10 protein-coding genes are annotated in these 11839 nt (G+C 65.5%); 9 read left to right on the top strand and 1 reads right to left on the bottom strand.

The features are described 5' to 3' along the window. Window positions 1-96 precede the first annotated feature (96 nt). From CL52_RS05830 to rlmF, 9 genes are all read left to right on the top strand, one after another. The gene (locus CL52_RS05830; RefSeq protein ID WP_043219075.1) at window positions 97-1584 is read left to right on the top strand and encodes a leucyl aminopeptidase; all 1488 of its coding nucleotides are present in this window, start codon (window positions 97-99) and stop codon (window positions 1582-1584) included. A 38-nt stretch (window positions 1585-1622) separates the two neighbouring features. Continuing rightward, window positions 1623-2042 (top strand): DNA polymerase III subunit chi, encoded by a 420-nt coding sequence (locus CL52_RS05825; protein ID WP_043219074.1) that lies wholly within the window; start codon window positions 1623-1625, stop codon window positions 2040-2042. 34 nt (window positions 2043-2076) lie between these two features. After that, window positions 2077-2445, top strand: a complete 369-nt coding sequence (locus tag CL52_RS05820; RefSeq protein WP_043219073.1) for a hypothetical protein — start codon at window positions 2077-2079, stop codon at window positions 2443-2445. A 136-nt stretch (window positions 2446-2581) separates the two neighbouring features. After that, on the top strand, window positions 2582-5416 hold the full coding sequence (locus CL52_RS05815; RefSeq protein WP_043219071.1) for a valine--tRNA ligase: 2835 nt from the start codon (window positions 2582-2584) through the stop codon (window positions 5414-5416). Between the two features lie 338 nt (window positions 5417-5754). Further along, window positions 5755-7137, top strand: a complete 1383-nt coding sequence (gene nhaD / locus CL52_RS05810) for a sodium:proton antiporter NhaD (protein ID WP_043219069.1) — start codon at window positions 5755-5757, stop codon at window positions 7135-7137. Window positions 7138-7162: 25 nt separating this feature from the next. Next, window positions 7163-7459 carry a winged helix-turn-helix domain-containing protein gene (locus CL52_RS05805; RefSeq protein WP_043219068.1) on the top strand — a complete coding sequence of 99 codons (297 nt, stop codon included), beginning with the start codon at window positions 7163-7165 and terminating at the stop codon, window positions 7457-7459. Window positions 7460-7462: 3 nt separating this feature from the next. Next, window positions 7463-9289 (top strand): SLC13 family permease, encoded by a 1827-nt coding sequence (locus tag CL52_RS05800; RefSeq protein ID WP_043219066.1) that lies wholly within the window; start codon window positions 7463-7465, stop codon window positions 9287-9289. An 80-nt stretch (window positions 9290-9369) separates the two neighbouring features. Then, window positions 9370-10539, top strand: a complete 1170-nt coding sequence (locus tag CL52_RS05795) for a YbfB/YjiJ family MFS transporter (protein ID WP_043219063.1) — start codon at window positions 9370-9372, stop codon at window positions 10537-10539. Window positions 10540-10618: 79 nt separating this feature from the next. Further along, the gene (gene rlmF / locus CL52_RS05790) at window positions 10619-11614 is read left to right on the top strand and encodes a 23S rRNA (adenine(1618)-N(6))-methyltransferase RlmF (RefSeq protein WP_043219061.1); all 996 of its coding nucleotides are present in this window, start codon (window positions 10619-10621) and stop codon (window positions 11612-11614) included. A gap of 3 nt (window positions 11615-11617) precedes the next feature. Here rlmF and CL52_RS05785 read toward each other — a convergent pair whose 3' ends face one another. Continuing rightward, a complete protein-coding gene (locus CL52_RS05785; RefSeq protein ID WP_041107232.1) occupies window positions 11618-11809 on the bottom strand; it encodes a hypothetical protein in 192 nt (63 codons plus the stop codon). Between the last annotated feature and the right edge of the window lie 30 nt (window positions 11810-11839).

Raw genomic sequence — 11839 nt, 5'->3', positions numbered from 1 at the left:
CGGGCACGATGCGCCGACGACCCGGCAGACGAACCACCGGAAAACAAGCCCGGCATTATCCTGCAAACCCGACTCTTTGTCTTGGGGACACCCGTCATGGAATTCGTTGTAAAGACCGTCAAAGCGCCTTCGCTGAAAACTGCCACGCTGGTTCTGCCCGTTGGCGACGACCGCAGCCTTGGCGAGCACGCCCGCAGCGTCGATCTCGCGACAGGAGGCGCCATCTCGGCCATCCTCAAGCGCGGCGACCTCGGCGGCAAGGCTGCCCAGACGCTGCTGTTGCACGACATCCCCGGGCTCAAGGCCGAGCGCCTGCTGCTGGTCGGCACCGGCAAGACGGAAGACCTGGATACGCGCCAGTGGCGCAAGATCGTCGGCGCGATTGCCGGTGCGCTGAAAGGCCTCGGCGGCAGCGACGCCGCGCTCGCGCTGCATGACGTGCAGGTGAAGAATCGCGATGCCTACGCCGCCACACGCCTGCTGGTCGAGATCCTCGCTGACGGCGAGTACCAGTTCGATCGTTTCAAGAGCAAGAAGGCCGATCCGCGCGCACTGAAGAAGGTCATCCTGCTCTGCGAAAAATCGCAACAAGACAGCTTCGAGCGTGCCGCCCGCCAAGCCAGCGCCATCGCCGCCGGCATGGCGCTGGCCCGCGACCTGGGCAACCTGCCACCGAACCACTGCCACCCGAACTTCATGGCCGAGCAGGCTCGTCAACTGGCCAAGAACCACAAGTCGCTGAAGGTCGAGGTGCTCGACGAGAAGAAGCTGCGCGAACTCGGCGCCGGTGCCTTCCTCGCCGTGGCCCAGGGCAGCGAGCAGCCGGGCTGCCTGGTGGTATTGCAATACAACGGTGCGAAGAAGAATGAGCAGCCCTATGCGCTGGTCGGCAAGGGCATCACCTTCGACACTGGCGGCATCAGCCTCAAGCCCGGGCTGGGCATGGACGAGATGAAGTACGACATGTGCGGTGCTGCCAGCGTGCTTGGTACCTTCCGTGCCGTCGTAGAAATGCAGCTGCCGATCAACCTCGTCGGCCTGCTGGCTTGCGCCGAGAACATGCCCAGTGGCGGCGCTACGCGGCCGGGCGACATCGTCACCACCATGAGCGGCCAGACGGTCGAGATTCTCAACACAGATGCCGAAGGGCGCCTGGTGCTCTGCGATACCCTGACCTACGCCGAGCGTTTCAAGCCACGCGCGGTGATCGACGTGGCCACGCTCACCGGCGCCTGCATCGTTGCGCTGGGCAGCAACACCTCCGGCCTGCTGGGCAACGACCAGAACCTGATCGACCAGCTGCGCGAGGCAGGTGAAGCCGCAGCGGATCGCGCCTGGCAATTGCCGCTGTTCGATGAATACCAGGAGCAGCTCGACAGCCCGTTCGCCGACATCGCCAACATCGGCGGCCCGAAGGCGGGCACCATTACCGCGGCCTGCTTCCTTTCGCGCTTCGCCAAGGCCTACCCCTGGGCGCACCTGGACATCGCCGGCACCGCATGGGTCAGCGGCGGCAAGGAGAAAGGCGCGACCGGCCGGCCGGTACCGCTGCTCACCCAATACCTGCTGGACCAGGTGGGCTGAATGCTTAACCGGATCGCCGCGCGTTCCGGCGCACGACCATGACGCGCGTCGAGTTCTACGTGCTGCCCGATGCCGAACCGGCCAGCCGCCTGCGCGTGGCTTGCCAGCTCGCCGCCAAGGGCTGGCAGCATGGCATGCGGGTCTTCGTGCGCTGCGAGAATGACGCGCAGCGCGACGCGCTCGACGATCTGTTGTGGCACTTTCGCGCCGAACGCTTCATCCCGCACGATCGCTTCATCGACGATCCGCAATCGCCGGTCGTGCTCGGAGGTGATGAAGTACCGGCACAGCCTCAGGGCCTGCTGGTGAACCTGGCACCCACCCTGTCGACACATCTGGACCAGTTCAGCCGGGTGATCGAAATCGTCAACCAGGAACCGGAACGCCTGGCGCTCAGCCGTGACAACTTCCGCCAGTATCGGCGGCACGGCTATGACCCCAAAAGGGTCGAACTCTGAACCCGCTCGGACGCGCCACCCGGACCGCACTGCGATGACACCTAAAACGCCCAGCAAGCCTGCCGAACTGCTCCACGACCTCGAGTCGATTCGCGCCCTGCTCGACAGCGACGACGTTGCCCCGAGCGAGTTCGATGCCGACGCCATCCCGACCCTGCGCGACGTCGTCGAGCCTGCCCAGCCAGCGCAGCCGGCCGCCGCGCAAGCCACGGAGCCCCGGGAGCCGGCCGTACGTACCGCGTTTCGCTCGCTCGCCGAACGCCATCTCGACCATGAGCTGCGCACCGCTGCAAATCTGATCCTGCAGGAGGTCATCGACGACTTCGTGCCGCAGATCGAAGCCGAGCTCAAACGCCGCCTGCAAAGCCGAGTCGATCAGCTGATCCGCGCGCCGCGCTCCTGAGCCAGGGCGACGTTCGACTCTCGCGCCGCATTCGCGGCGCCCGCTCGGCAAAAAGCGCCTCCAAGAACTGCGCCGGGGCGTTTTGCCTTTATACTTGCGCGTTTTTCCGATCAGCCGTTCTTAAGGGTCCCGCCGCATGGACAAGACCTACCAGCCGCACGCCATCGAGACCTCCTGGTACCAGACCTGGGAATCGAACAACTACTTTGCGCCCCAGGGCTCGGGCGAGCCGTACACCATCATGATTCCGCCGCCGAACGTCACCGGCAGCCTGCACATGGGCCACGGCTTCAACAACGCGATCATGGACGCGCTGATTCGCTGGCGTCGCATGCAAGGGCGCAAGACGCTGTGGCAACCGGGAACGGACCACGCCGGGATCGCCACGCAGATGGTGGTCGAGCGCCAATTGGCCGCGCAGGGTGTCAGCCGTCATGACCTGGGGCGCGAGAAGTTTCTCGAAAAGGTCTGGCAGTGGAAGGAGGAGTCGGGTGGCAACATCACCCGGCAGATCCGCCGTCTGGGCTCCTCGGTCGACTGGTCCCGCGAGCGCTTCACCATGGACGCCGGTCTTTCCGAAGCGGTCAAGGAAGCGTTCGTCCGCCTGCACGAGGACGGGCTGATCTATCGCGGCAAGCGCCTGGTCAACTGGGATACCAAGCTGCACACCGCGATCTCCGATCTGGAAGTGGAGAACCACGACGAGAAGGGCCACCTCTGGCACCTGCGCTATCCGCTGGCTGACGGTGCGCGCACCGCCGATGGCAAGGACTACCTGGTGGTCGCCACCACCCGCCCGGAAACCGTGCTCGGCGATGCCGCCGTCGCCGTTCATCCCGAGGACGAGCGCTACAGGGATCTGATTGGCCGCCACGTCATGCTGCCGCTGGTCAACCGCCTGATCCCCATCGTCGCCGACGACTACGTCGACCTCGAGTTCGGCACCGGCTGCGTGAAGATCACTCCGGCCCACGACTTCAACGACTACGAAGTCGGCAAGCGCCACCACCTGCCGCTGATCAACATCTTCGACCAGAACGCCTGCGTACTGGCCCGCGCGCAGGTGTTCAACATCGACGGCAGCGTCAACGACCGCATCGACCCGAGCCTGCCGGATGGCTATGCGCACATGGACCGCTTCGATGCGCGCAAGGCCATCGTTGCCGAGTTCGAGGCCATGGGCCTGCTGGAAAAGATCGACGACCACGCACTGAAGGTACCGCGCGGCGATCGCTCGGGCACCATCATCGAGCCCTGGCTGACCGACCAGTGGTACGTATCGACCAAGCCGCTCGCCGAAAAGGCCATCCGCGCGGTTGAGAGCGGGCAGATCCAGTTCGTGCCCAAGCAGTACGAAAACATGTACTTCAGCTGGATGCGCGACATCCAGGATTGGTGCATCAGCCGCCAGCTGTGGTGGGGCCATCGCATCCCCGCCTGGTATGACGAAGCCGGCAACGTCTACGTTGGCCGCGACGAAGTGGAAGTGCGCAACAAGTACAACCTGTGCAACGACGTCGAGCTGCGCCAGGACGAGGACGTGCTGGATACCTGGTTCAGCTCGGGCCTGTGGACCTTCTCGACCCTCGGCTGGCCGCAGCAGACCGACTTCCTCAAGACCTTCCACCCGACCGACGTACTGGTCACCGGTTTCGACATCATTTTCTTCTGGGTCGCCCGGATGATCATGCTGTCTACCCACCTGACCGGGCAGATCCCGTTCAAGACCGTCTACGTCCACGGCCTGGTGCGTGATGCGCAAGGCCAGAAGATGTCCAAGTCCAAGGGCAACGTGCTCGACCCGTTGGACATCGTCGACGGCATCGAGCTGGAAACCCTGCTGCAAAAGCGCACCAGCGGCATGATGCAGCCCAAGCTCGCCGAGAAGATCGCCAAGCAGACGAAGGCCGAATTCCCCGAAGGCATCGCCAGCTACGGTACCGACGCCCTGCGCTTCACGTTCTGCTCACTGGCCTCTACCGGCCGCGACATCAAGTTCGACATGGGCCGTGTCGAGGGGTATCGCAACTTCTGCAACAAGATCTGGAACGCGGCCAACTTCGTCTTCGAAAACACCGAAGGCAAGGACACCGGGGTGGGTGGCGAGGCGGTCGAACTGTCCTCGGTCGACCGCTGGATCATCTCTTCGCTGCAGCGCACGGAAGCCGAGGTCAATCGTCAGCTCGAGGCCTTCCGCTTCGACCTGGCCGCCCAGGCACTCTATGAGTTCATCTGGGACGAGTACTGCGCCTGGTACCTGGAGCTGGTCAAGCCGGTACTGTGGGACGAGAACGCTTCGGCCGAGCGCCAGCGCGGCACCCGTCGCACCCTGGTCCGCGTGCTGGAGACGGCACTGCGACTGGCTCACCCGTTCATGCCGTTCATCACCGAGGAAATCTGGCAGCGCGTTGCACCGTTGGCTGGCAAGTCCGGTCCGACCCTGATGCTGCAGCCCTGGCCGGAGTTCAACCCGGAGCGCCTCGACGAAGCCGCCGAAGGCGACATCGAGTGGGTCAAGGCCTTCATGCTGGGCATTCGCCAGATCCGCGGCGAAATGAACATCTCCATGGCCAAGCGTATCGACGTGGTGCTGGGCAACGCCTCGGCCGAAGACCAGCGACGCCTGGCCGACAACGAGCCGCTGCTCAAGAAGCTGGCCAAGCTGGAGAGCATTCGCGTGCTCGGCCAGGGTGAAGACGCCCCGTTGGCTGCCACTGCCCTGGTCGGCGACCTGCAGGTGCTGGTGCCGATGGCCGGCCTGATCGACAAGGATGCCGAGCTGGCGCGCCTGGACAAGGAAATCGCGCGCCTGGACGGCGAGGTCCAGCGTGTCGGCGGCAAGCTGGCCAACGCCGGCTTCGTCGACAAGGCGCCGCCGCAGGTCATCGACAAGGAGCGCGCCAAGCTGGCCGAGGCCGAGCAGGCGCGTGCCAAGCTGGTCGAGCAGCGCGCGCGTATCGCCAGCCTGTGACCTCGCACGGGCGAGCCCTCCGCCGGGGCTCGCCTGGCAAACACGGCGGTCTTGATCGATGACAAGTAACAGCCGCTCCGGCTGTTACACTATGCCGCCGCACCCGAAACACCCTATTGCATCTGGTAGACGCACGGCATGCACAGCCGCTCGGCAACCTGAAATGAGCTCCGACTCAACGACAACGCCTCTTAGACGTCGCTGACTCCATAACCGTTTTCGCCGGCCCCGGCCCGCAACCATCGGTTCCGACTTGTTTCGCCAGCCAGCCATCGGCCGCAGGTCTGCCAGCATCGAGTGAAACGCTCGAGCCGGTTCTTGGAAATGGAGACCCACCGATGTATGTGCTCATGGCAGTAGTGTTCGTCATCGGCTATCTGTGCATAGCCTTCGAACACCCCCTGAAGATCGACAAGGCCGCGGCCGCCATCCTCACCGCCGTTCTTACCTGGACCGTACTGGTACTGGGAGCGGACCAGATCCTGCCGCTGCTCGAGCACGGCAGCCATGACCCGGCCGATTCGTCGGTGGTAGTCGTCGAAGCCCTGCGCCACCACCTGGGCGAGGTCTCCGAGATCCTGTTCTTCCTGCTCGGTGCCATGACCATCGTCGAGCTCATCGATTCGCACGAAGGCTTCAAGGTCATCACCGACCGCATCCAGACCCGCAAGCGCGTCAATCTGCTGTGGATCATCGGCCTGATCACCTTTTTCCTGTCCGCCGTGCTCGACAACCTGACGACCACGATCGTCATGGTCTCGCTACTGCGCAAGCTGATCCGCGGCCGTCCCGAGCGCTGGCTGTATGTCGGCGTCGTGGTGATTGCCGCCAACGCCGGCGGCGCCTGGTCGCCGATCGGCGACGTCACCACCACCATGCTCTGGATCGGCACGCAGATCTCGGCGACCGGGGTGATTACCGGGCTGTTCCTGCCGAGCCTGATCTGCCTGCTGGTGCCCCTGCTGATCCTCACTTTCAGCCTGCGCGGCGAGGCCCCGCGCCCGCGCCCGCGCGCGCACCTGGCCGAGAAGCAGCCACCGTCGACCACCGTCTTCGAGCGCAACCTGGTTCTGGCGCTGGGCCTGGGCTCACTGCTCTTCGTGCCGGTATTCAAGACCGTCACTCATCTGCCGCCGTACATGGGCATCCTGTTCGGCCTGGGCGTGCTCTGGGTAGCGACCGAAATCGTGCACCGCAAGAAGAACGCCGAAGACAAGCATCCGCTGTCGGTGGTCGGGGTCTTGCGCAAGGTCGATACCCCGAGCGTACTGTTCTTCCTCGGCATCCTGCTCGCCGTCTCCAGCCTGGCGACCGCCGGCCATCTGACCCAGGTCGCTACCCTGCTGCGCGAATCGCTGGGCAACGTCTATGCCATCAACTACGCGATCGGTCTGCTCTCGGCAGTGGTGGACAACGTGCCGCTGGTGGCCGGCGCGATGAAGATGTACCCGCTGGTCAGCCCGCAAATACTTGCAGCCGCTGCGCCGCATGAAACCGGCTGGCTGAGTCAGTTCGTCGTCGACGGCACCTTCTGGGAGCTGTTGGCCTACTGTGCCGGTACCGGCGGTAGCAGCCTGATCATCGGCTCGGCCGCCGGTGTGGCCGCCATGGGCATGGAGAAGATCAGCTTTATCTGGTATCTCAAGCGTGTCAGCCTGCTGGCCTTCCTCGGCTATACCGCCGGCGCGGCGACCTACATCGGCATGCTGTTGCTGAGTTGAGCGTCAACCGGCCAGGGACACGATCATGACCGTCAGCAAGACTCGTACGAGCTTCTACCGCCGTCTCTACGTCGCCTGGCTGATCGACAGCGGCACGGCGACCAGCGTACCGGCGCTGACCGAGGCGACCGGCATGCCGCGGCGTACCGCGCAGGACACGCTCGCCGCCCTGGCGGAACTGGATATCGACTGCCGGTTCCACCAGGACGCCGGCGAGCGACACAACGCCGGACACTACGAGATCCGCGACTGGGGGCCGATCGATCGGAGCTGGGTCGAAGCCAATCTGGCACAGATCAAGGCCCTGCTCGGCTACCCCTGAGCCATGAACGGCGATCTGCTACTGGTCCTCGTCCTGCTCGCCACCTGCGTCATCCTGTTCGTTCTGAATCGACCGCGCATGGATGTGGTGGCGCTGCTGGCCATGATCGCCCTGCCGTTGTCCGGCGTGCTTTCGGTCAACGAGGCACTGGCCGGTTTCAGCGACCCGAGCGTGGTGCTGATCGCCGCGCTATTCGTGATTGGCGATGGCCTGGTGCGCACCGGCATCGCCTATCGCCTAGGCGCCTGGCTGGTGCGCAGCGCCGGCAGCAGCGAGGCCCGTCTGCTGGTCCTGCTGATGCTCGCCGTCGCCGGGCTCGGCTCGGTGATGAGCTCCACGGGCGTGGTCGCGATCTTCATCCCCGTGGTGCTGGGGATCGCCGCACGCACGCAGTCGGCAGCCAATCGCCTGATGATGCCGCTGGCCTTCGCCGGCCTGATCAGCGGCATGCTCACTCTGGTGGCCACGCCGCCCAACCTGGTGGTCAACAGCGAGCTGCGGCGCGCAGGCCTGGAGGGCTTCGGCTTCTTTTCCTTCACTCCTCTGGGGCTGGCGGTGCTGGCGCTCGGCATCGTGTACATGTTGCTGGCCCGACGCTGGCTGGACCGGCCAGCCCAGCAACGTGCGGCCACGCCGCGCCTGTCGCTCGCCGATCTCTGCGACGCCTATCACCTGGCCGAGCGCGAACGCCGTCTGCGGCTGCGGCCAGGCTCGGTGCTGGCCAATCGCATCCTCGACGGCCTCGAATTGCGCAAGCAGTACGGCATCAACGTCATCGCAATCGAGCGCCAGCATCGCTTTCGCCGACTGCTGTTGATGGCCACCAGCAACACCGAACTGCTCGTCGGCGACGTGCTGCTGGCCGATATCGCCAGCCCCGCCATCGGTTTGCTCGGCGCCTTTGACGAACTAGGGCTGGAGCCGCTGCATCTGTCGAACTCCTACTACCGCGACCACGCTCAGGAACTTGGCCTCGCCGAAGTGGCTCTGCCTCCTGACTCGCGTCTGCCGGGCAAGACCATTCAGGAGCTCGGCTTTCGCAGCCGTCACAAGCTCAACGTCGTGGGGCTGCGTCGCCAGCAGCGGGCGCTGGACGGTCTGCTGGTGGACGAGAAGCTCAAGGCGGCCGACACCCTGCTGGTGGCCGGCAGCTGGAAGCACATCCATCGCCTGCAGGGGCTGAGCCGCGACTTTCTCGTGCTCAGCCTGCCGGCAGAGGTCGACGATGTCGCGCCGGCGGCGCGGCAGGCGCCGTTCGCCCTGCTTGCGGTCGCGGTGATGGTGGGCCTGATGGTCAGCGGCACGCTGCCCAACGTGCTCTGCGCGCTCATCGGTTGCCTGCTGATGGGCCTGTTCCGCTGCATCGACATGGACAGCGCCTACAAGGCCATCCACTGGCAGAGCCTGGTGTTGATCGTTGGCATGCTGCCCTTTGCGCTGGCGCTGCAGAAGACCGGCGGCATCGCCCTAGTGGTCGACGGTCTGATTGGCCTGTTCGGCGATGCAGGCCCGCTGGCACTGCTCGCCTGCCTGTTCATCATCACCGCGCTGACCGGCCTGTTCATATCCAACACGGCGACGGCGGTGCTGATGGCGCCCGTGGCCATCTCTACTGCCGAGCACCTGGGGGCCTCGCCTTACCCCTTCGCGATGACCGTGGCGTTGGCGGCCTCGGCAGCCTTCATGACGCCCATTTCATCACCAGTGAATACCCTGGTACTGAACCCGGGCGGCTATCGCTTTGCCGACTTCGTCCGGGTCGGCGTGCCGTTCACCCTCCTCGTGCTGTTGCTCGCAGTGGGGCTGATACCGCTGTTGTTCCCGTTCTAAGGCCGCGCACCGCGAAAGTGGCATGGCCGCTGGGACCGGGCACGCGGTAAGCTCGGCCGAAAAACGGATAAGAACGAACGATGTCTCAACGCCCTGCTCTTTTCCCGGTGCTGCTTGCCGGGGCCATCCTGCTGCTCGTCGTGCACGGCCTCGGCCGTTTCGTCTATACCCCGCTGCTGCCCTGGCTCGTCGAGGACGGCCTGCTGACGATCCAGCAGGGCGCCAGCATCGCCAGCTGGAACTATCTGGGCTATCTGATCGGTGCGTTGCTCGCGCTGCGCTGGCACAGCGTCGCGCAGATCCGCCGCTCGCTGCCCTGGGCTCTGCTGCTGCACGTGTTGAGCAGCTTGTTGCAGACCCAGGCCGACTCGGCCGACGCCCTGGCCGCCCTGCGGCTGGCCAACGGGATCGCCAACGGCCTGGTGTTCGTACAGGGCCCTTCACTCATTCTCGAATGGCTGGCGCGCCAGCAGCGTGCCTCGTCCAGCGGCCTGGTGTATCTCGGGGTCTGCGTCGGCCTGATCCTCTCCAGCCTGCTGGTCAGCCTGAGCGATGGCCTGCTGTCCGGCGCCGATCGCTGGTGGCCGGCCGCGTTGCTGTCGGTGCCGCTGGCCTGGTGGGGCTGGCGACAGCTGGCGCGGCTGGACATGCCCGACCAGGCGCCCCAAACGACCAGCCATGCGAGCCCCAGCGGTCGTCTGCTCGATCGCTCGAGCACGCCGCTGTTTCTCTCCTATGCCGGCGCCGGCATGGGCTACATCCTGCCGATGACCTTTCTGCCGATGGTTGCGCGCCTGCAAGTCGAGCCGGGCGACTTTCTGATCGACAGCAGCTGGCTGGTGGTCGCCGTCGCCACCCTGCCCTCACCCTGGCTATGGAATCGACTGGGCGTACGGCTGGGCGACGACATCGCGCTCAGGCTGAGTTATCTGGCCCAGCTGATCGGCGTGCTCGCCGCCCTGTTGCTGCCCGGCGCTCTCGGCATCCTGCTCTGCGCGGTGCTGGTCGGCGGGACCTTCCTCGGCACCGTGCTGCTGACCCAGCGCCTGGCCCGCACACTGCATCCTCATCAGGGGCCGCGCCTGTCGGCGGCCCTGATTGCACTCTATAGCCTGACCCAACTGGCGGCCCCCTGGCTGACCAGCCTCTGGGTCGGTCAGGGCGGTAGCCTGCACAGCGCCTTCTGGCTCGGCGCCGGTGCGCTGCTCTGGGGGCTGCTGTGGATGCTCATGGTGCCGCGCGTTCGCTAGCCCCGACAGGCCGCAGGCGGGCGTCGACAGCCGTCGGACATATGGGACAATAGCCGCCCGCTCCGTACCGCCGACGCCCATGCCTGCCAGCAAATCACCCCGCCCGACCAGCAAGGCCGCCCTGCATCCGCGTAACCGCCACAGCGGCCGCTATGACTTTGCCCGCCTGATCGCCGCCTGCCCGCCACTGGGCGACTACGTCATTCTCAACCCCTATGGCAAACCGAGCATCGATTTTGCCGATCCGGAAGCGGTCAAGGTGTTCAATCGAGCGCTGCTGCGGCTGTTCTATGGCATCGAACACTGGGATATACCGCCCGGCTATCTCTGCCCGCCGGTACCGGGACGGGCGGACTATCTCCACGGCCTGGCCGATCTGCTGGCCGAAGACAACGGCGGCGACATACCGCGTGGCAAATTCATTCGCCTGCTGGATGTCGGCACCGGCGCCAACTGCATCTTTCCGCTGATCGGTCATCGTGAATATGGCTGGCGCTTCACCGGCTCGGACATCGATGCCACGGCGCTGGCATCGGCGGACAACATCATCCGCGCCAATCGGCTCACCGGGGCAGTCGCGCTGCGCCGGCAGGCCGAGCCCAAGCAGATTTTCACCGGGCTGCTCGCCGCCGGCGATCGGTTCGAGGCGACGCTCTGCAACCCGCCGTTCCACGCCTCGGCGGCCGAAGCCAGCAGCGGTAGCCGGCGCAAATGGCGCAATCTCGGCAAACTCGATCCCAAGCGCAAGCTGCCGGTGCTGAACTTCGGCGGTCAGGCGGCAGAGCTCTGGTGCGATGGCGGCGAAGCGGCATTCGTCGCCCGCCTCGCCGACGAGAGCCGGGCCTTTGCCGATCAGGTGTTGTGGTTCAGTACGCTCGTCTCGAAGGGCGGCAATGTCGAGCCGCTGGCGACCCGCCTGAACAAGCTGGGCGCTCGGGACGTTCGCGTGGTCGACATGGCTCAGGGCCAGAAGCGCAGCCGTTTCGTGGCCTGGAGCTATCTCGATGCCGGCCGCCGGGCAGCGTGGCTCGCCAGCCGCACGCGCGCGCCGAAGGCTGACGTCGGGCGAAGCTGACGATCAGACGGCGATTTCCCAGCGCTGCGGGTTTTTCAGCGCCAGGGTCTGGATGTAACGCGGCTCGCCGTTGATCTCTTCGAGTTCGGTCATGCCGGCCAGCTCGCCTACCACGCGGTAGCGCTTGCCGGCCTGCTTGTCCTGCAGCGGGTAGAGCTTGGCGATGTGTTGGGCGAGTTCGGTGAGGGTGGACATTTCTGGCTCCAAAAAACTGCTCGGCAGCTT

Source organism: Stutzerimonas balearica DSM 6083, from assembly GCF_000818015.1.
Taxonomy (GTDB): domain Bacteria; phylum Pseudomonadota; class Gammaproteobacteria; order Pseudomonadales; family Pseudomonadaceae; genus Stutzerimonas; species Stutzerimonas balearica.
This window is presented reverse-complemented; position numbering and strand designations above follow the sequence as displayed.

Coding starts and splice junctions, on each gene's coding strand:
- rlmF (WP_043219061.1), top strand. CDS start 10,619: ATGCCTGCCAGCAAATCACCCCGCCCGACCAGCAAGGCCGCCCTGCAT.
- CL52_RS05815 (WP_043219071.1), top strand. CDS start 2,582: ATGGACAAGACCTACCAGCCGCACGCCATCGAGACCTCCTGGTACCAG.
- CL52_RS05800 (WP_043219066.1), top strand. CDS start 7,463: ATGAACGGCGATCTGCTACTGGTCCTCGTCCTGCTCGCCACCTGCGTC.
- CL52_RS05825 (WP_043219074.1), top strand. CDS start 1,623: ATGACGCGCGTCGAGTTCTACGTGCTGCCCGATGCCGAACCGGCCAGC.
- nhaD (WP_043219069.1), top strand. CDS start 5,755: ATGTATGTGCTCATGGCAGTAGTGTTCGTCATCGGCTATCTGTGCATA.
- CL52_RS05830 (WP_043219075.1), top strand. CDS start 97: ATGGAATTCGTTGTAAAGACCGTCAAAGCGCCTTCGCTGAAAACTGCC.
- CL52_RS05805 (WP_043219068.1), top strand. CDS start 7,163: ATGACCGTCAGCAAGACTCGTACGAGCTTCTACCGCCGTCTCTACGTC.
- CL52_RS05795 (WP_043219063.1), top strand. CDS start 9,370: ATGTCTCAACGCCCTGCTCTTTTCCCGGTGCTGCTTGCCGGGGCCATC.
- CL52_RS05820 (WP_043219073.1), top strand. CDS start 2,077: ATGACACCTAAAACGCCCAGCAAGCCTGCCGAACTGCTCCACGACCTC.
- CL52_RS05785 (WP_041107232.1), bottom strand. CDS start 11,809: ATGTCCACCCTCACCGAACTCGCCCAACACATCGCCAAGCTCTACCCG.